Origin of the sequence: Acidovorax sp. Root402, from assembly GCF_001425125.1 — a bacterium.
Classification (GTDB): domain Bacteria; phylum Pseudomonadota; class Gammaproteobacteria; order Burkholderiales; family Burkholderiaceae_C; genus Acidovorax; species Acidovorax delafieldii.
In genome coordinates this window covers 18760-37857 of record NZ_LMDQ01000003.1, presented here as the reverse complement: position 1 = coordinate 37857, position 19098 = coordinate 18760, and the positions used below count along the sequence as shown (strand labels likewise).

Annotated in this window: 14 protein-coding genes; 10 read left to right on the top strand and 4 right to left on the bottom strand. The window is 66.6% G+C overall.

What is annotated here, in order from left to right; translation table 11 throughout:
- The first annotated feature begins 25 nt into the window (after positions 1-25).
- From ASC83_RS03645 to ASC83_RS03630, 4 genes are all read left to right on the top strand, one after another.
- Positions 26-2863: a nitrate reductase gene (locus ASC83_RS03645; protein ID WP_056058251.1), complete on the top strand. Its 2838-nt coding sequence runs from the start codon at positions 26-28 to the stop codon at positions 2861-2863.
- A 168-nt stretch (positions 2864-3031) separates the two neighbouring features.
- Positions 3032-3955 carry a DNA-binding protein YbiB gene (gene ybiB, locus ASC83_RS03640; RefSeq protein ID WP_056058247.1) on the top strand — a complete coding sequence of 308 codons (924 nt, stop codon included), beginning with the start codon at positions 3032-3034 and terminating at the stop codon, positions 3953-3955.
- Positions 3952-4785 carry a uroporphyrinogen-III C-methyltransferase gene (gene cobA, locus ASC83_RS03635; RefSeq protein WP_056058244.1) on the top strand — a complete coding sequence of 278 codons (834 nt, stop codon included), beginning with the start codon at positions 3952-3954 and terminating at the stop codon, positions 4783-4785. Before ybiB ends, cobA begins: the two co-directional genes overlap by 4 nt.
- A gap of 241 nt (positions 4786-5026) precedes the next feature.
- On the top strand, positions 5027-5731 hold the full coding sequence (locus ASC83_RS03630; RefSeq protein ID WP_056058240.1) for a type IV pili methyl-accepting chemotaxis transducer N-terminal domain-containing protein: 705 nt from the start codon (positions 5027-5029) through the stop codon (positions 5729-5731).
- An 88-nt stretch (positions 5732-5819) separates the two neighbouring features.
- Here ASC83_RS03630 and ASC83_RS03625 read toward each other — a convergent pair whose 3' ends face one another.
- Positions 5820-6308: an acyl-CoA thioesterase gene (locus tag ASC83_RS03625; protein ID WP_056058237.1), complete on the bottom strand. Its 489-nt coding sequence runs from the start codon at positions 6306-6308 to the stop codon at positions 5820-5822.
- 118 nt (positions 6309-6426) lie between these two features.
- On the opposite strand from ASC83_RS03625, the gene ASC83_RS03620 reads away from it, so the two are divergent.
- The gene (locus ASC83_RS03620) at positions 6427-7560 is read left to right on the top strand and encodes a sterol desaturase family protein (protein ID WP_056058234.1); all 1134 of its coding nucleotides are present in this window, start codon (positions 6427-6429) and stop codon (positions 7558-7560) included.
- Positions 7561-7579: 19 nt separating this feature from the next.
- Here ASC83_RS03620 and ASC83_RS03615 read toward each other — a convergent pair whose 3' ends face one another.
- The gene (locus ASC83_RS03615; RefSeq protein ID WP_056058397.1) at positions 7580-8062 is read right to left on the bottom strand and encodes a DUF4124 domain-containing protein; all 483 of its coding nucleotides are present in this window, start codon (positions 8060-8062) and stop codon (positions 7580-7582) included.
- A gap of 232 nt (positions 8063-8294) precedes the next feature.
- Between ASC83_RS03615 and ASC83_RS03610 the strand changes: the two genes are divergently transcribed.
- From ASC83_RS03610 to ASC83_RS03600, 3 genes are all read left to right on the top strand, one after another.
- Positions 8295-9479 (top strand): ABC transporter substrate-binding protein, encoded by a 1185-nt coding sequence (locus tag ASC83_RS03610; protein WP_056058231.1) that lies wholly within the window; start codon positions 8295-8297, stop codon positions 9477-9479.
- Between the two features lie 319 nt (positions 9480-9798).
- Positions 9799-12021, top strand: coding sequence for a TonB-dependent siderophore receptor (locus tag ASC83_RS03605; protein WP_056058228.1), 2223 nt, complete (start codon positions 9799-9801; stop codon positions 12019-12021).
- Between the two features lie 131 nt (positions 12022-12152).
- Positions 12153-13400 (top strand): NAD(P)/FAD-dependent oxidoreductase, encoded by a 1248-nt coding sequence (locus ASC83_RS03600; protein ID WP_056058225.1) that lies wholly within the window; start codon positions 12153-12155, stop codon positions 13398-13400.
- Positions 13401-13520: 120 nt separating this feature from the next.
- On the opposite strand, the gene ASC83_RS03595 is transcribed toward ASC83_RS03600, so the two are convergent.
- Complete coding sequence (locus ASC83_RS03595) at positions 13521-16772, bottom strand: EAL domain-containing protein (RefSeq protein WP_056058222.1); 3252 nt, start codon at positions 16770-16772, stop codon at positions 13521-13523.
- 309 nt (positions 16773-17081) lie between these two features.
- Here ASC83_RS03595 and rpsU point away from each other — a divergent pair, with 309 nt between their 5' ends.
- Both rpsU and ASC83_RS03585 read left to right on the top strand, forming a co-directional pair.
- Positions 17082-17294 carry a 30S ribosomal protein S21 gene (rpsU, locus tag ASC83_RS03590; RefSeq protein WP_007833691.1) on the top strand — a complete coding sequence of 71 codons (213 nt, stop codon included), beginning with the start codon at positions 17082-17084 and terminating at the stop codon, positions 17292-17294.
- A 213-nt stretch (positions 17295-17507) separates the two neighbouring features.
- Positions 17508-17954 (top strand): GatB/YqeY domain-containing protein, encoded by a 447-nt coding sequence (locus tag ASC83_RS03585; RefSeq protein ID WP_056058219.1) that lies wholly within the window; start codon positions 17508-17510, stop codon positions 17952-17954.
- An 89-nt stretch (positions 17955-18043) separates the two neighbouring features.
- Here the strand turns inward: ASC83_RS03585 and ASC83_RS03580 are convergent, their stop codons facing one another.
- Positions 18044-18988, bottom strand: coding sequence for a LysR substrate-binding domain-containing protein (locus ASC83_RS03580; RefSeq protein WP_056058218.1), 945 nt, complete (start codon positions 18986-18988; stop codon positions 18044-18046).
- Between the last annotated feature and the right edge of the window lie 110 nt (positions 18989-19098).

The window sequence follows — 19098 nt, the reverse complement described above, 5'->3', positions numbered from 1 at the left end:
AGGCCAAAACAACCCCAACCACGCCATGCAAGAAACCAAATCCACCTGCCCCTACTGCGGCGTAGGCTGCGGCGTGATCATCGAAAGCACAGGCACCCAGATCACCGGTGTGCGCGGCGACCCCACACACCCCGCCAACTTTGGCCGCCTGTGCACCAAGGGCTCGACCCTGCACCTCACAGCCACCAGCCCGGTCACCCTGCAAACCCGCCTGCTGCACCCCCTGCAACGCGCACAGCGCAGCGAGGCCGTCCTGCCCGTGACCTGGGATGCCGCACTGACGCTGGCGGCCGACCGATTCGCCCACACCATCGCCCAGCACGGCCCTGATGCCGTGGGCTTCTACGTCAGCGGCCAGTTGCTCACCGAGGACTACTACGTCTTCAACAAGCTCGCCAAGGGCCTGATCGGCACCAACAACATCGACACCAACTCGCGCCTGTGCATGAGCAGCGCTGTGGCCGGCTACAAGCAAACGCTGGGTGCCGACGCGCCGCCCGCCTGCTACGACGACGTGAACCACGCGCAGTGCCTGTTCATCGTGGGCAGCAATGCGGCCTGGGCCCACCCCATCCTGTTCCGCCGCATCGAAGACGCACGCGCCGCCAACCCGGGCATGAAGGTCATCGTGGCCGACCCCCGCCGCACTGACACGGCGGGCATGGCCGACCTGTTCCTGCCCATCCAGCCCGGCAGCGACGTGATGCTGTTCAACGGCATGCTGCACATCATGCTGTGGGAGGGCTGGGTCGACACCGCCTACATCGCCGCCCACACCACGGGCTTTGACGACCTCAAGGCCCTGGTGCGCGACGCCACGCCCGAGCGTGTGGCGCAGACCTGCGGCATCAGCGTGGCCGACCTGACCACCGCCGCCAAATGGTTCGCCACCTCCAAAGCCACCCTGAGCCTCTACTGCCAGGGCCTGAACCAGAGCAGCAGCGGCACGGCCAAGAACGCCACACTCATCAACCTGCACCTGGCCACCGCGCAGATCGGCAAACCCGGCGCGGGCCCCTTCAGCCTGACCGGCCAGCCCAACGCCATGGGTGGGCGCGAAGTGGGTGGGCTGGCCAATTTGCTCAGCGCCCACCGCGACCTGGCCAACCCGCAGCACCGCGCCGAAGTCGCCGCGCTGTGGGGCGTGGCCGATGTGCCATCCAAGCCCGGCAAGACGGCGGTGGAGATGTTCCAGGCCGCTGCCGACGGCGAGATCAAGGCCCTGTGGATTGCCTGCACCAACCCCGCGCAAAGCATGCCCGACCAGGCCACCGTGCGCCGCGCCCTGCAGCGCGCCGAGTTTGTGGTGGTGCAAGAAGCCTTTGCCACTGCCGCCACCTGCAACTACGCCGACCTGCTGCTGCCCGCCACCACCTGGGGTGAAAAGACCGGCACGGTGACCAACAGCGAGCGCCGCATCTCGCGCGTGCGCACTGCCGTGCCCGCACCCGGCCTGGCGCGCCACGACTGGGCCATTGCGGTGCAGTTTGCGCACCAGCTGGAGGCACGCCTGCGGCCTGGTGCACCCACGCTGTTCCCCTACGCCACAGACGCTGCCGATATGGGCGCAGAAGCCGTGTGGAAAGAGCACCGCGAGAGCACACGCGGGCGTGACCTGGACATCACGGGGCTGTCCTGGGAGATGCTCGAAGCCCAAGGCCCGCAGCAGTGGCCGCTGGAAGATGGCACCACCGCCGGCAAGGCCCGCCTGTACGAAGATGGCGTCTTCCCCACCGCCGACGGCCGTGCGCGTTTTGCTGCGCATGCATGGCAACCCACCGCCGAGCCCCGCGAATCGCGCTACCCCTTCAGCCTGACCACGGGCCGCCTGCGCGACCAGTGGCACGGCATGACCCGCACCGGCACGCTGGGCCGCCTGTTTGGCCATGTGGCCGAACCCAGCCTGCAGATGCACCCGCAGGACATGGAGCGGCGCAAGCTGGCCAGCGGCGACCTGGTGCATGTGACCAGCAAGCGCGGCTCCATCGTGGTGCCCGTGCAGGCCGACACCACGCTGGGCCTGTCGCAGGTGTTCATGGCGATGCACTGGGGCAGCGAATTTTTGAGCGGCGTGTCCTCCACCGGCGAGCGGCTGGCGGGTGTGAATGCGCTCACCACCTCGGCGTTCTGCCCCACCTCCAAACAGCCCGAGCTGAAACACGCGGCCGTCAAGGTGCTCAAGGCCGAACTGCCGTGGACGCTGCTGGCCATGGCCTGGCTGCCTGCCGAAGGTGCACTGGCAGCGCGCGAAGCCTTGTCTGCGCTGATGGCGCAGTTTGCGTTCGCCAGTTCCGTGCCCTTCAGCAACAACACCCCGCTGGATGAGCCCGGCCGCGAGCGCACTGGCGTGCTGCTGCGCGCCGCCGCCCACGAGGCACCGCCCGATGCGTTGATCGCACAGATCGAAGCCCTGCTGGGCATGTCAGGCGCCGACACGCTGCGCTATGCCGACAAAAAACGCGGCCAGCGCCGCGCCGCACGGCTGGCGCGCCAGGGCGACAACACCACGCTCGAAGGCATCGTGCTCGCTGGCGACACCAGCGCCGAAGGCTGGCTCAAGACCCTGCTGCAGGAAGAGCTTCCTGCACAGACCTACGGCCGCCTGCTGCTGGTGCCCGGCGCCAAGGCCCCCGTGGCCGTGCAGTCGCGCGGCAAACCGGTGTGCACCTGCTTCAACGTGACAGACGCCGCCATCACCGCCCAACTGGCGCACTGCCATGGCACCGACGACGACCGCCTGGCGCAACTGCAAGGCCAACTGCGCTGCGGCACCAACTGCGGCTCGTGCGTGCCCGAACTCAAGCGCATGGTGCGCAGCACGGGGCCACTGGCGTCCAAACCGCTCGCGCAGGCCGTCATATAACCAAAAGTTCTCTTGCTTGCAGGAAAATAGCCCTCGAACCAACAAACCCCACCAGGACTTGTGCAACAGGGCTCCAGCTAGGCGCTTTCGGCGCAGACAGTACGCCTGTACGGCAAGCCGAAACAACGACGCTGGCGCCCTGTTTCACAAGTCCCGCCAACAAAAGCCATGGGCATTAGCCAGTACATCAAGGAAATCGGCCGCGGCGCGCGCGGCGCCAAGCCGCTGACGCGCGAGCAGGCCACGGACCTGTTCGGCCAGGTGCTGGATGGCGCCGTGACCGACCTGGAGATTGGCGCCTTCTGCCTGGCCATGCGCATCAAGGGCGAGACGTCCGAGGAGATGTGCGGCTTTCTGGATGCCACGCACAGCCGCCTGGCGCTGCTGCCCGCCACCGACCGCCCGCTGATCGTGCTGCCCAGCTACAACGGCGCGCGCAAGCTGCCGGTGCTGACGCCGCTGCTGGCGCTGCTGCTGGCCCGTCAAGGGTTGCCCGTGCTGCTGCACGGCATGCGCACCGAGGCGCGGCGTGTTTTGGCATCGGATGTGCTCAATGCGCTAGAAGTACGTGCCCTGATAGCTCCTGAAAAGATAGCAAATGGCACGGTCCGCCATATCCACACCCAGCACCTGCACGCAGGGCTGGCACGCCTGCTGGCCGTGCGCGAGGTGGTGGGCCTGCGCAACCCAGGGCACAGTGTGGTCAAGCTGATGAGCCCGTGCGCGGGGCCGTCGGTGGTGGTCACGGCGTACACACACCCCGAATATTTCGAGATGCTGCAGAGCACCTTCCGCACCCTGGGGATGAACGCCTTGCTCTCGCGCGGGCTGGAGGGCGAGGTCGCCACGGACCCACGCCGCACCCCCCGCTACGACGGCTTTGTGCACGGCGTGCATACGGTGCTGGAGGCACAACAACCGGGCACGGCCAGCGAGGTGCCCGGCCTGCCCGCCGAGATCGATGTGGCCACCACAGCCACCTACACGCGCCAGGTGCTGGCGGGCGATTTGCCCATTCCACACGCCATTGAACGGCAGGTGGAACATATCTTGCGACTGGTCGATCAAACCGTTTCGGAGACATCCCCATGAGCCGCCCCACGCCTTCCACCACATCGCCTACAGCCCCACCCCACCTGGGCACCGGCGGCAGCTGCACGTTGGTGGGCGCAGGCCCGGGCGACCCGGAGCTGCTCACCCTCAAGGCGCTCAAGGCCATCCAGGCGGCCACCGTGCTGCTGGTGGATGACCTGGTGAGCGATGCCATCGTGGAGCACGCATCGCCCACGGCGCGCATCGTCTACGTGGGCAAGCGCGGCGGCTGCAAAAGCACGCCACAGGCCTTCATCGAAAAGCTGATGCTGATGGCCGTGAACGAAGGCGAGAACGTGGTGCGCCTCAAGGGCGGCGACCCCTTCATCTTCGGCCGGGGTGGCGAAGAAGTGGAGCACCTGCGTGCCGCCGGCGTGCAGGTCACCGTCATCAACGGCATCACCGCAGGCCTGGCGGGCCTGACCTCGCTGGGCGCACCGCTCACACACCGTGAGCATGCCCACGGCGTGGTGTTTGTCACCGGCCACGCCAAGCCCGGTGACGCTGGCACCGATTGGCGCCAACTGGCCGCCACGGCGCGCGACGCCAAGCTCACGCTGGTCATCTACATGGGTGTGAGCGGCGCCGCCACCATCGAGCAAGAACTGCTCACCGGCCTGCCTGCAGACACACCGGTCGCCGTCATCCAGCACGCCAGCCTGCCCCACCAGCGGCATGCCATCGCCACCCTGGGCGCGCTGCACGCCACCATCACCCGCGAAGGGCTGGCCAGCCCCTCGGTGATTGTGGTGGGCGATGTGGTGCGCGGTGTCGCACTGGCCGTGCAGGACGCTGGCGCAGTGCCGTTGCAGGCCCGGCGCGCGGGCTGAGCACACACAACGACCCCCACAATTCCGCAGGCCCGATTGCGCGCTGCGCAGGTCGGGGATGCACCGTGCGCGAGCGCAAACCAATGTGCTTCAGGGCACGCCCACGCGCTGCGCAGCCGCGTGTTTCATCAAGCCTGGCCTCCCGCTCCACAGCACCGCATTGGGTCATGCAGCTGTACACACATTGGCCCGGGTATTGCTTGAAGACATGCATCTGAATGCAACACGCACAAGGAACACCATGGCAGCCTTCCCCCTCCCCGCACGCACTTCCAGCATGCCCACGCTGTCGTCCCCTGCACAGGCTCCATCGCGCGATGGGGGCATGTCGCTCGTCAACATTGCAGCGCGCCAGCGCATGCTGTCGCAGCGCATGGTGCTGCAAACCGTGCTGGCCGCGCGCGGCAGCGACCTGCACCTGAAGGCCGCGCGCAGCTCGCTCACGCTGTTCACCGACAGCCAGGCCCGGCTGGTGGACACGCCCCGCCACCTCGATGCCGCCAGCGGCGAAATCATCCGCAAGGCCTACCACGGCCCCCAGGGCGTGGGCGCCACCATCGACGCGTTTGCCCAGCAGGTGGGCACGGCGCTGGACCTGGCCGAGCGCCAGAGCCCGCGCGTGGAAGATGCGCTGGCCCGCTTGGTGGAAACCACCGACGGTGTGCTAGACGCCCTCAACACGGCCACCACGGCGTTCGACCAGGTGAGCAAGGCGCAGTCCGAAACCCTGATGAAAGAGCTGGCGGGCATCGTGGCCTCGATCCAGACCGTGGCGCGCGAGGCCAAGGTGGTCAGCTTCAACGCCCAGGTGATGGCCGCGCGTGCCGGGCAGCACGGGCGCGAGTTTGCTGTGGTGGCCAATGTGCTGTCAGGCATCACCAACGAAATTGACGGTCTGTCCCTGCAGGCGGTGTCATTGGCCGGACGCAGCCGCAACGCGGCCTGAGCAGCACAGCGTGAGGGGCAGAGAAAAGGCCCGGGGCGATGCGCCCAGGGCCTTGGAAGGCGTCCATTCAAGGCGCCCACTCAACGGGTTACTGCCCGGCGGTTTCTCGCACTTGCTGAAACCGCTGTGCCAGTTCCTTGCGCAGCGTCTTGCGGATCACCGCAGCGTCCCAGCGGCGGCGTTCGTCGGGGGTGGAAGGCGACAGTGGCGGCACCTGCACGGGCTTGCGCGCCTCGTCCACGGCCACCATGGTGAAAAAGCAGCTGTTCACATGCCGCACCACCTGCGAACGGATCTCTTCGGCCACCACCTTGATGCCGACTTCCATCGACGAGCTGCCCGTGTAGTTCACGCTGGCCAGAAAGGTCACCAGCTCGCCCACATGGATGGGCTGCAAAAACATCACCTGGTCCACGCTCAGCGTCACGGTGTAGCAGCCCGAATAGCGGCTGGCGCACGAGTACGCCACCTGGTCCAGCAGCTTGAGGATGGCGCCGCCGTGCACGTTGCCCGAAAAGTTGGCCATGTCGGGCGACATGAGCACGGTCATGCTGAGTTGGTGTGAAGGGATGTTCATGCAGCGATTTTAGAAAGCTGCGTGTGCTGCGTCGCGTGCAAGTTGAGCCCCGTGCACAGCGGGTGGCGGCTTCGCTACACTCGCGCAGCACCTTCTGACCGGGTGCGAGGAGGAACCGATGATCGAACTAGAAAAACTCAACGAATTCACCGAAAGCCACGGCGCATTGCGCACCGGCAAAGGGCTGGTGTCGGGCGTGATTGCGCTCACGCTGGCCATCCTGTGCTTTTTGGGCGTGCTGGCCTTTCACTTTCCCGAGTACCTCACCACGCCGCAGCTGCGCAAGAGCTACGACGTGGCGGTGATACGCAACATCATGCTGGTGGCCATGGCAATTGCGGGCGGCATCTCGTTGGTCAACATCCTGTTCAACCGTGCCCGCTGGCTGGCCACCTTCGCGTTTGCCATCGTGGCGATTGCCGCGCTGCTGGGCGGACACAAGGTGGAGGTGGACCCGAACTTCCCCGACAACACCCCCTATATCGGCCTCGACTGGTTCATCCTGGACCTGCTGGGCAGCTCGCTGATCTTCATCTTCATCGAGAAGCTGTTTGCACTGCGCAAGGACCAGCCCATCTTCCGCGCCGAGTGGCAGACGGACTTTCACCACTTCATCGTCAACCACATGGTGGTGGGTTTTGTGCTGCTGGCCACCAACCTCATCGTGCACAAGTTCTTTGGCTGGGCGGCGAGCGACGGCATTCGCGGCTGGGTGCAGGGGCTGAACTTCTGGGTGGCACTGTTCCTCATCATCCTGGTGGCCGACCTGGTGCAGTACTGGACGCACCGCGCCTACCACGAGGTGCCCCTGCTGTGGCGCCTGCACGCAGTGCACCACAGCGTCAAAAGCATGGACTGGATGGCGGGCTCGCGCCAGCACATCCTGGAGCTGCTGATCACCCGCACGCTGGTGCTGGCCCCCATCTATGTGCTGGGCTTCAGCAAGGAAGTGATCGACGCATACATCGTGGTGGTGGGCTTCCAGGCCGTGTTCAACCACGCCAATGTGAGCGTGCGACTTGGGCCGCTGCGCTACGTGCTGGTCACGCCCAACTTCCACCACTGGCACCACAGCCAGGACCAGGAGGCGCTGGACAAGAACTACGCCGCGCACTTCGCGTTTCTGGACTACCTGTTTGGCACCGCCGTCAAAAGCACCAAGCTCTGGCCCGAGCACTATGGCGTGCTGGGCGACTACGTGCCCAACGGCTTTGTGAAGCAGTTCAAGTTTCCGTTCACCTGGAAGGGATGAGGACTCCTCAGCTGCAGGGCTAGGGCATCGCCGCCAGCTCTCGCTCCAGCACCCGCAGTTGCTCGCGCAGGGCCTCGGTCCGTTCTTCACACGCGGCTTTGGCATCGGCGGCCTTTTCCGCGCCCTCCTGCACAAACTGGTTGCCCGACGGCAGGTTGCCGCGCCGCAGCGGCCCTGCCGTGGCCACGGCATTGGGCTGGGCTGTGCATTCACGCTGGTTGCGCTCGATAGCGGCGCGCGCCTGGGGGATGCCCTGGGTCTGCAGGTAGTTCTTGCGCTGCCAGGTGGGGCCAAACGCGCCCTCGGCCAAAGGCGCTACGGGGGGCTGCACCGGGGTGGCGCCACGGGTGGTGGGGCGCACGTCGATCTTCTCGCCCTCGCCCGCACAAGGCGCGTCCTGGAACGACACCTTGCCATTGGCGTCCGTGCACTTGTTGATGGCCCAGGCGGGGGCCAGGCAGCCCAGCGCCAGGGCACAGAGGGCGTAGCGGATCAAAGTCATGGTGTTGTCCTCGGCAGGTCCATGCCACATGCTACCGCGCCGCATGGGGCGGGGCGAATCGCACCGTCTTGCGCGGGTGCCGACAGAGCCGCGTGTGGATAGACACATGTCCCTAAGATGACGCGCCCCCGGTAGAAACCCGGTGCGTGCCGGGCACAGCGCCCTCCTACCATCGCCGCTCTTCGGGGCCTCGCAGCCCTTTGAATCGGTTTTTTGCTGGAGATGCTGTGTGATGAAGACCCCGAATGCAAATGCATGGCCCGCCGACCACGGGCTGCCCCTGGCGCGCCGCCGCAGCCTGGTCCTTGCGCTGGCCGGTAGCGCGGCCCTGGCTGGCCTGCCCGCCCGCGCACAGCCCGCCGGCGGCGGCAAGGGAGACATCCTCATCGGCCGCTCAACCGCACTGTCAGGCGGCATGGCGCCGTTTTTGTCGCCCATTCACGAGGGGCAGGAAGCCGCCGTGGAAGACGCCAACGCCAAGGGCGGCATCGGTGGCCGCAAGATCCGGCTGGTGTCGCTGGACGATGGTTTTGACGCCCGCCGTGCGCTGGACAACGCCAAGCAGCTGAGCGAAAAAGACGGCGTGCTGGCACTGTTTGGCGTGGCCGGCACCTCGCAGGTCATGACGCTGCTGCCCTACCTGGCGCAGGCCAAGCTGCCGCTGATCTCCGTGTACACCGGCAGCCCCGCCGTCCGCGCGCAGCAGCACCCCTACCTTTTCACCACCCGCGCCAGCTATGCCGACGAACTGGTGAAGATCGTGCGCAACCTGGTGGCCGTGCAGACCTCGCGCATTGCGGTGGCCTACGAAAACAATGACTTCGGCAAACTGCTGCTGCCCCTGGTCGAAAAGACGGTTGCCGCTGAAGGCGCGACGCTGGCGGGGTCGCATGCGCTGGCCTCGTCGGGTGAAGACGCGAACGAAGCCGCCAAGGCCCTGGCCACCCAAAAGCCGCAGGCCGTGCTGCTGGTGGCGGCAGGCCCGTCGGTAGTGGCCTATGTGCGGGCCAACCGCGCTCACCTGGGCGTGCCCATCTACACCCTGTCGCTGGGTGCAGGCACCGCTGTGCTCAAGGCGCTGGGCGACGATGCGCGTGGCCTGGCGGTGGCGCGTACGGGCCCCTCGCCCACCAAGCCCACCATTGCGCTCACGCGCGACTTTCAGGCCTCCATGAAGCGCTACGACAAGCCCGTGGACTACGACCGCTATACCGGCTACATGGACGCGCGCGTGCTCATTGAAGGCCTGCGCGCTGCGGGGCCTGGCGTCACGCGCGCCAGCCTGGTCACGGCCATGGAGGGCCTGGGCAATCTGGACCTGGGCGGCTTCAGCTACCAGTTCAGCGCACAGAACCACCACGGGTCCAACTACGTGGACATCGCCGTGGTGGGCTCGGGCGGGGTGTATCGGCAGTAGATGCCGCGCCACGATTCGCTGGCGGCTTCGGCGCCAGCGGGCCTGCAGGACATGGCACACCGCGTAGGCGTGCCGCAGTGCCCACCACAGCGCCACGCAAAGGCATCACCCTGGCTACCAGGTGCAGCGGACTGCGTCCCACCCGGTAAGTTGTGCCGCCAGAACAACAAAAACCCGCACCTTGGATACCACAGTGGATGCATTTTTGCGAATAGTTCCCATTTGTATTTAAAATTTTACAAACCCCAGCCAGCCGTGCGTCCCGTCGGAGGAGCGTTGCCAGCCAGCCTGCCAACGCATTTCCCCCAGGAGCCCTCTCATGCACGCACCTCGCAGACACCTTGTCTGTGCCCTCCATCCTCTGACGGTGGCCGCCTTCCTCGCAGCCAACATGATGGGCACCGCCGGTGCCCAGACCCCCGCCGGGTCACCCGCAGATGCCACCGAGACTTCCCCTGCAGGCGCCACCAACACCGACCAGGTCGTGGAGCCCAAGGCGCTGGACAGCGTCACCGTGTCGGGCGCGCGCGAGAGCGCATCCACCCGCCTTCAGCTCACGCCGCGTGAAACGCCGCAGTCCGTCAGCACGGTGACCCGCGCGCAGATCGAGCGCCAGTCGCTCACCAGCATCGACAGCGTGCTGCGCAACGTGAACGGCATTGCCGTGAGCTTCTACGACACGCAGCGCCCGCTGTACTACGCGCGGGGCTTCCAGATCACCGACTTCCAGACCGACGGACTGCCCAGCTACAGCAGCAGCACCAACCAGGAGTTCGACACCGCGCTGTACGAGCGCATCGACATCGTGCGCGGCGCCAACGGCATCCAGACCGGTGTGGGCGTGCCTTCGGCCACCATCAATATGATCCGCAAGCGCCCACAGCGCGAGTTCGCCGCGTCTGTGGCACTCACGGCGGGTTCTTGGAACCTGTACCGGGGCGAGCTGGACATCAACGCACCGCTCAACAGCGACGGCAGCGTGCGCAGCCGCCTGGTCGTGGCCCCGCAGAAGAAAGACAGCTTCCGCGACCGCTACTCCGAGGACAAGACCGCCCTGCTCGCCGCAGTGGAGGCCGACATCGGCACCGCCACCGTGGTGTCATTGGGCTACCAGCGCCAGTCCAACGACCCCAAGGCGCCGATCTGGGGCACCATCCCGCGCTTTGCGACCACGGGCGAGCCCATCGACCTGCCGATCTCCACCAGCTTCTCGCCATCGTGGACGCGCTGGGAGCGCACCTCGGGCACGCTCTACGCCACGCTGGACCACCAGATCAACGACGACTGGAGCTTGAAGGCCGCGCTGAACCACACCGAGGGCGACACCTTCCGCCTGAGCACCTACGGCTATGGCGCCACCACCAGCCAGGCCCCATTCATCAACCCGGCCACCGGCGCGGGCACCACGCTGTATGCCGCCGTGAGCGGCAGCAGCGAAAAGCAGGACACGGTAGACGCCTACCTGTCGGGCAAGTTCGAGCTGGGCGGCCGCAAGCACGACTTGGTGGTGGGCATGAGCTCCACCCGCACTGCCACGCGCACCGATGGCTACACGTCCGTGGCGGGCTGGAGCTATGTGATCCCCAACATCTACACCTGGGACGGCAACGCGCCTGCGCCCACGTACTCCAAGACTGGCGCATGGCGCACACAGATCACGCAGCAGACGGGCTTGTTCGCCTCGGCACGCTGGCGCGTGGCCGACCCGCTGTCGGTGCTCACCGGCCTGCGCCTGACCGACTGGCACCGCCACTCCGACACCTATGGCACCACCGGCAGCTATGCAGGCCGCTCGGCCATCCAGGACGAGAACCGCAAGGTCACGCCCTTCATCGGCGCGGTGTACGACATCACGCCCACCCTGTCGGCCTACGCCAGCTACGCGCGCATCTTCAACCCGCAGAATTACAAGGACCGTAACAACAATCCGCTGTCGCCAGTCGTCGGCAGCAATGCCGAGGCCGGCCTCAAGGCCGAGCTGTTCGAGCGCCGCATCCAGGCGCACTTTGCGGTGTTCCAGACCAAGCAGGACAACTTCGGCGTGCGCGACAGCGCCATCACCACACCGCTGCCCGACGGCAGCCTGCCCTACGTGGCCGTGAACGGCACGAAGTCCACCGGCTTCGAGCTGGAGTTTGCGGGCATGGCCACCCGGCAATGGCGCGTGAGTGCCGGCCTCACCCGCGCCAAGGTCACGCGTGCCCCCACCGACCTGATCTACGCCAACATGCCCGACTACCTGCTGCAACTGGGCACGGACTACCAGCTCTCGGGCGCGCTTGCGCCGCTGTCGGTGGGCGGCAACCTGACCTGGCAAAGCGCCATCGAGGGCTTCAACATCCCACACCCCAGCGGCACGGTGACGGTGAAGCAGTCGCCCAAGGCCATCCTCAACCTGCGCGCGTCCTGGCAGTTCAACCCCAAGGTGAGCGCGACGGTGGCCGTGAACAACGTGACCAACCAGAAATACTGGGCCAACCTGGACTACGGCAACTACGCCGACCCGCGCAACCTGAGCGTGACGCTGCGAGCGGCGTTCTGACCGGCCTACCCGCAACACAAGAGGGAGCGAGGGGGCGACCGGGGCTTGCACCGCAGCGGCATCCGCCGTGCGGAGCAGGCCCCGGACCAGCCGGGGGACAATCACACCTTTGTCCCTTTTGATGCCTTCCCGTGTCCCTCCCATTTTTTGACGCCATCATCATCGGCGCCGGCGCTGCCGGCCTGTTCTGCGCGGGCCAGGCGGGCCAGCGGGGCCTGAAGGTCTTGCTCATCGACCATGCCGACAAGGTGGCCGAGAAGATCCGCATCTCGGGCGGCGGGCGCTGCAACTTCACCAACCGCGACCTGGACCCGGCCGCACCGCACAAACACTTTGTGGGGCAGAACCCGCAGTTCTGCCGCTCGGCGCTGTCGCGCTACACGCCCGCCGACTTCATCGCGCTGGTGCAAAAGCACGGCATCCCGTTTCATGAAAAGCACAAGGGCCAGCTGTTTGCCGACCGCTCGGCCGAGGACATCATTGCCATGCTGCTGGCCGAGTGCGAGGCGGGTGGCGTGACCCGCTGGCAGCCCTGTAGCGTCAAAAAAATAGACTTTTTGGCATCAAGCGCTAGTGAATCATGCCCGGGCAGCTATCAAATTGATACCGATCGTGGGCCGGTGTCGGCGGGTGCGCTGGTCATTGCCACCGGCGGCTTGTCCATCCCCAAGATCGGCGCCACCGACTTTGGCTACCGGCTCGCGCAGCAGTTCAGCATCCCGCTCATCGAGCGCAAGCCGGGCCTGGTGCCGCTGACCTTTGACGGCGCGGGCTGGGCGCCGTATGCGCAGCTGGCGGGGCTGGCGCTGCCGGTGCAGATCAGCACAGGGGCCAAGAAAACTCGCATGGCGTTTGACGAAGACCTGCTGTTCACCCACCGGGGCCTGTCGGGCCCGGCGGTGCTGCAGATCTCCAGCTACTGGCAGGAGGGCACGCCCCTGGCCATCAACCTGGCGCCCACGGTGGACCTGCCCGCCGCGTTGTCGCAGGGCAAGGCCCGCTCGCGCAAGCTGGTTGCCAACGAGCTGGCCACCTTGGTGCCCAGCCGCCTGGCCGACGCCTGGGCCAGCCGCGAGGCCGACTGGCAGCGCCCCATCAACGAGGCCAGCGACAAGGCCCTGGCGCGCCTGGCCGAGCAGCTGGCGCGCTGGGAGCTGACGCCCACGGGCACCGAGGGCTACAAAAAAGCCGAGGTAACGCTGGGCGGCGTGGACACGCGCGTGCTGTCGCAGCAGACCATGGAGTGCAAGACGCAGCCCGGCCTGTACTTCATTGGCGAGGTGGTGGACGTGACAGGCTGGCTGGGCGGCTACAACTTTCAGTGGGCTTGGGCCAGCGCGCATGCCTGTGCGCAGGCGCTGGCAGCAACACCCCCCTGAGGCCCTACGGGCCTTCTCCCCGCTCTCGCTACGCTACGCTGCGCGGGCAGGGGGACGACGCCCTCGCTGCAGGGCGGCCCTTGCCCGGCGTCCCGCGCGTGCGCGGCGCCCGTTTGACCGCTACGCTGCCGCCGCCTCTCGCGTCAACAATCCGCAATGCTGTCGGGCCCAGGCCTCCAGCTCCGGCACCGGCAGCGGGCGGCTGAAGTGGTAGCCCTGCAGCTCCTCGCAATCCAGTGCACTCAGCACCTGGGCTGTGGCCAGGTCTTCCACGCCCTCGGCCACGATGCGCAGCCCCAGCGTGTGGCCCAGCGCGATGATGGCGCGGGTGATGGCCATGTCGGCCGGGTTGGCCAGCATGTCGCGCACAAAGGACTTGTCCACCTTGAGGCGGTCGATGTCAAAGCGCTTGAGGTAGGCCAGGCTGGAATACCCGGTGCCAAAGTCGTCGATGGACAGTTGCACACCCAGCGCCTTGAGCGCCGCCAGTTGCTGCTCGGCCGCATGGGCGTTGTCCATGAGCTGGGACTCGGTGATCTCCAGCTCCAGCCGGTGCGCCGGCATGCCGGTGCGCAGCAGCAGGGCCTCGATGTCGGTGACCAGCGCGGGGTCGGACATCTGCGCGGCCGAGAGGTTGACCGAGATCGACACCCGGGCCAGCGGGTGTGGCATCAAGGCATCGCCAGGGCCCGCCTCCAGCGCCAGCTGTTGCCAGCGCACCCACTGCTCGCAGGCTTGCTGCAACACCCAGCTGCCAATGGCGCGGATCATGCCGGTCTCTTCGGCGATGGGGATGAACTCGCTGGGAGGGATGGAGCCCAGCACCGGGCTGGTCCAGCGCAGCAGCGCCTCCACGCCCAGCAGCTGGGTGCCCTGGGCGCTCAAGCGGGGCTGGTAGTGCAGGCTCAGCTCGTGGCGCTCCAGCGCGCGGCGCAGCTGCTGCTCCATGGTCTGGCGGGCCACCGCACGCTGGTCGGTCTCCATGGAATAGAACAGCGCCATGTCACGGCCGGTGGTTTTGGCCTCGTACATGGCGGCGTCGGCGCGGCGCATGAGTTCGTCAATGTCGCTGCCATCCTCGGGGTACACGGCGATGCCCACGCTGCAGGACACATTGAGTTCATGCCCCTCCACCGGGTGGCTCTGGCGGATGAGCGGGATCAGCCGCCGCTCCACCAGCTGCTGCACATCCTCGCGCCCGGCCACGTCGCGCATCACCACCACAAACTCGTCGCCGCCCAGGCGGCTCACGGTGTCGCGGCTGCGCACGGCCTGCGTAAGGCGTGCGGCCACCGAGCGCAGCAGGCCATCGCCAATGTGGTGGCCCAGCGTGTCGTTGATGGCCTTGAAGCGGTCCAGGTCGATGAACAGCACCGCCACCTTCTCACCCGTGATCGGCGCCTGTGCCAGCGCCATCTGCAGGCGCTGCACACACAGCGATCGGTTGGGCAGCTCAGTGAGCACATCGTGGTGCGCCAGGAACTGGATGCGCTCCTCGTTGAGCTTGCGGTCGGTGATGTCGATGGCAATGCCGATGTGGTTGGCCACCGCACCGCCCTTGCCCTCACGCACGGCCGACACCATGAGCCAGGCTGGGTAGGTCTCGCCCGAGCGGCGGCGAAACCGCACCTCGCCCTGCCACGACTCCTTGTCGAGCATGGTGCGCTGGATCTGCACCGACAGCGGCTCGGCGCCCGCCTCTTCCAGCAGAAAGCCCAGGTCTTCGCCAATGACCTCGTAGAAGTCGTAGTGCGTGCTGCGGCAGAACGCCTTGTTCACGCTGATGATCTGCTGCTCGGCGTTCATGATGATGATGCCCTCGGACGAGGCCTCGAACACCTTGGCCCAGAGCTCCAGGCGCTGCTCCATCACCTTGAGCACGTTGATGGGCGTGAAGGCCGTGAGCACCGAGTCGCGCCCCTGGAACTGCAGGCGCCGCGCCGACAGCACGGCCCACGAAGGCTCGGGGCTGCCCTTCCAGCGCACCTCGAACTCATCGACCGAGCCCTGATCCGCCAGGCGCTGGAAGAAGCGCGCGCGCACGCCGGGATCCAGCCCCACGGCCCATGGGTCGGTCTTGCGGCCACCCAGCCAGTGGGCCGCGGGTGCGTTGGAGTGCAGCACCTCGTGCTCGGGAATCGACGTGACCACCATGGGGATGGGGAAGGCCTCCACCAGCTCGCGCTGGGCCTCGGCCGCACGGGCGCTGGCGGCCAACTCTTGCTGCAGCACGCGGTCGCGGTCGAGCTGGGACAGCATCTCATTGAACGCGGTAACCAGGCGGCCGATCTCGTCGCGGCTGGCCCAGTGCGCGCGCAGCGTGTGGTCGCCGCTCTTGCGCACCTCGTCGGCCACGCGGGCCAGTTGCTGCAGCGGCTTGGCGATCTGGCGCGCGACCAGGGTGACAAGCGAAAGGATGCAGCCCAGCAGCACCAGCGCCGTGCCCAGGTGCAACCACATGCGGGCAAACAGGCTGTCGGCGCGCTGGTTCAGCAAACGCTCCAGGTCCACAATGCCCACCGACCATGCATCGCGCAGCGCGCCCAGCACCTGCGCCTCCTGCACACCCACTTGCGCCACCGTCAGACGTGACTCGCCCGACGCAATGCCCTGCAGCAAGGCCTGAAAGCCCTCCTGCGCCGCCTTGAGCGCCTCGCGCTGGCGCACCAGCGCGGCCCGCATCTCGGGCGAGCCTGCAATGAAGGCCTGGTTGTAGTCCGACTCGATGCCCAGCATCACCGCATCCAGCCGCCCCACCAGCGTCAGCAGCTCGGACGACCACTGCGGCCCGCGCCGCGATGGCGCCGCGTTCAAAAAGCTGACGGTGTCATGCACCGCCTGCAGCAGCTCGGGAAACCGCAGCACCACCAGCGACATCACGTAGTAGCTGTCCAGGTCCGGGTCCAGGATCAGGTTGGACTGGTTGCCCACCGTAGTGAGCAGCTCACGCCCCTCGCGCAGCAGCTGGCTGCGCAGCCGGGTGAGCGTCTGCGGATCAGCAGCTGGAGCGCCCCCTTGGGGCTGGCCCGTCAGCTGCTGCAGCGCCACGCCAAACCGCTGCCCCACCTCGGCCGTGTGCAGTTGTTCGTCGTGGGCGGCCCGCACGGCGTCCAGGCGGGTCAGCACATCGGCCACCAGCGGAGGCTGCTGCGAAGCATCCAGGAACTGCCCCATCAGCCCATCGCGCACCACGGCCGCATAGGTTGTGCCCACCACTTCCTTGCGCGTGAAATCAATCGCCAGGTACTTTTCGTGGATCAGGATGCTGGAGACGTAGATCACCGCCGTCAGGTCCAGCAGATAGATGAGCATGAGCTTGCGGCCCACACTGAGCCGGCCCAGCCAACCCGATACGCGGTGCATGAATGCCATGGTGTCTGCGGCGGGGCCGCCCGGGCGGATGGCCAGGGCTCTCCACCGGTGAATAGGAGTGTTACAACGTGAAGCAACTTCCGCGCCATTGCGGTGCGGCCCGGCTGTCAGAAGCCCACCGGACGCCCTGTTCGGGGACAGACCGGCAATCCTTGCGCTCTGGGCGTGGATAAAGGCTATAATCTCCGGCTTTGCTGGCAATGCCCCGTCGGCCAAATACTAGTTACAGACGGGGAAACCGCTTTGTACGGACTTGAGGCCCGATCTCCCCAAGCCCCTCTGCAGGCACCATTTGGAAAACATTAGCTAATGACTACGATCCGCGTAAAAGAAAACGAACCCTTTGACGTTGCACTGCGCCGCTTCAAGCGCACCATTGAAAAGCTCGGCCTGCTGACCGACCTGCGCGCCCGTGAGTTCTACGAAAAGCCCACCGCCGAGCGCAAGCGCAAGAAGGCTGCTGCCGTGAAGCGTCACTACAAGCGCGTTCGCAGCATGCAACTGCCCAAGAAGCTGTACTAAGCACCGCTTTGGCCCCGTCCTGATACGGAGTGCCGACAAACCCGCGCTAGGGACGCCAAGCGCGGGTTTTTGTTTTTGGGGTTTGCCAAAAGGCTTTCTGGCGTCGTTGCAACGCCTTGCCGTAGCAGCACTACTGTCTGCGGCGTTGACGCCTAGCCAGAAAGCCTTTTGGCAAACCCCTGTTCTTGTCTAAAACCAACCAAGGAAGCCGCCATGAGCCTCAAGGACCAGATCACCGAAGACATGAAAACCGCCATGCGCGCCAAGGACAGCGAGCGCCTGGGCACCATCCGCCTGCTGCAGGCCGCGATGAAGCAAAAGGAAGTGGACGAGCGCGTCGTGCTGGACGACGCAGCCGTGGTCGCCATCGTGGACAAGCTCATCAAGCAGCGCAAGGACTCGATCACCGCCTTTGAAGGCGCGGGCCGCCAGGACCTGGCCGACAAGGAAAAGGCCGAGATGGCCGTGCTGCAGGCCTATCTGCCCGAGCGCATGTCGGCCGAAGAAACGCTGGCTGCCGTGAAGGCCATCGTGGCCGAAATCGGCGCATCGGGCCCCGGCGACATGGGCAAGGTCATGGGCGTGGTCAAGACCCGCCTGGCGGGCAAGGCCGATATGGGCCAGGTGTCGGCCGCCGTGAAAGCGGCACTGGCAGGCTGATCGCCCCTGCGGTCGTGCCCACGGTACGACCGGTATCTTTTTGATAGCTGTCAGCGCATGTGAGACGTGCGCTGGCAGCTGTTTTTGCTTCAAACCGAGGCGTTTGCGCCCACACCGGTCTTTGCACTGCCCGACGCCCACCCGTCGCGAAAGTGCGCCTGCAAAAACTCCACGCACACCCGCACCTTGGCTGACCGCTCCAGCCGCGTGGGGTAGACGGCCCACACATTGGCTTCTTGCTGCCACTGCGGCAGCACCTGCACCAGGCGCCCGGTCTGCAGGTGCGCGCCCACATCCCACAACGAGCGCAGCACCACGCCACGCCCGTCCACCGCCCACTGCACGGCCATCTCGCCGTTGTTGGCCGACAGCGGGCCACGCACCTTCACCGACTCTTCCTGCGCACCGCTGCGCAGGCGCCACACGCCAAATGGATGGTCACGCTCCTTGATCACCAGGCAGTCGTGCGCGGCCAGATCCGCCACCGTGCGCGGCGAGCCCTTGCTCTGCAGGTAGGCAGGCGCTGCACACAACACGCGGTGGTTGTCGGCCAGGCGGCGGGCGATCAGGTGCGGCGCAATTTCGTCGCCCACGCGCACGTCCAGGTCAAACCCTTCGCCCGCCACATCCACCAGCCGGTCGAACACTTCCAGGCGCACCTGCAGCCCCGGGTGCTGCTCCACCAACCGCGACAGCGCGGGCGCCACGATCTGCCGGCCAAAACCAAAGCTGCTGCTCACCCGCAACAGCCCGCGCGGCTCGCTGCGCGTCACCGCTACCTCCTGCATCAGCTGCTCCATGTCGTCCAGGATGCGCTGCGCCCAGTGGAAGACGCGCTCGCCCTCCTCCGTCACCGCCACGCGGCGGGTGGTGCGGTGCAGCAGCTTGACCTGCAGGTCCTGCTCCAGCAGGCGGATGCGTTTGCTGACGTAGGCGGGCGAAGTGCCCAGCTCGGTGGCGGCGCCGCCAAAGCTGGCCTTGCGCACCACGGCCGTGAACACGCGCAGGTCTTCCGCTGCAGGATTTTTATGCACGATGTGTGAAGGATAAGGCCACAGTTAGCGGATTGTAGTTATCGGAAGCGTTGGGAACAATGCAGGCAATGCCGCTGGCTGCGCCCTTCAGCCGCACCCTCGAAGCCATT

Coding starts and splice junctions, on each gene's coding strand:
- ASC83_RS03605 (WP_056058228.1), top strand. CDS start 9,799: ATGCACGCACCTCGCAGACACCTTGTCTGTGCCCTCCATCCTCTGACG.
- ybiB (WP_056058247.1), top strand. CDS start 3,032: ATGGGCATTAGCCAGTACATCAAGGAAATCGGCCGCGGCGCGCGCGGC.
- cobA (WP_056058244.1), top strand. CDS start 3,952: ATGAGCCGCCCCACGCCTTCCACCACATCGCCTACAGCCCCACCCCAC.
- ASC83_RS03610 (WP_056058231.1), top strand. CDS start 8,295: ATGAAGACCCCGAATGCAAATGCATGGCCCGCCGACCACGGGCTGCCC.
- ASC83_RS03625 (WP_056058237.1), bottom strand. CDS start 6,308: ATGAACATCCCTTCACACCAACTCAGCATGACCGTGCTCATGTCGCCC.
- ASC83_RS03620 (WP_056058234.1), top strand. CDS start 6,427: ATGATCGAACTAGAAAAACTCAACGAATTCACCGAAAGCCACGGCGCA.
- ASC83_RS03615 (WP_056058397.1), bottom strand. CDS start 8,062: ATGACTTTGATCCGCTACGCCCTCTGTGCCCTGGCGCTGGGCTGCCTG.
- ASC83_RS03630 (WP_056058240.1), top strand. CDS start 5,027: ATGGCAGCCTTCCCCCTCCCCGCACGCACTTCCAGCATGCCCACGCTG.
- rpsU (WP_007833691.1), top strand. CDS start 17,082: ATGACTACGATCCGCGTAAAAGAAAACGAACCCTTTGACGTTGCACTG.
- ASC83_RS03645 (WP_056058251.1), top strand. CDS start 26: ATGCAAGAAACCAAATCCACCTGCCCCTACTGCGGCGTAGGCTGCGGC.
- ASC83_RS03585 (WP_056058219.1), top strand. CDS start 17,508: ATGAGCCTCAAGGACCAGATCACCGAAGACATGAAAACCGCCATGCGC.
- ASC83_RS03595 (WP_056058222.1), bottom strand. CDS start 16,772: ATGGCATTCATGCACCGCGTATCGGGTTGGCTGGGCCGGCTCAGTGTG.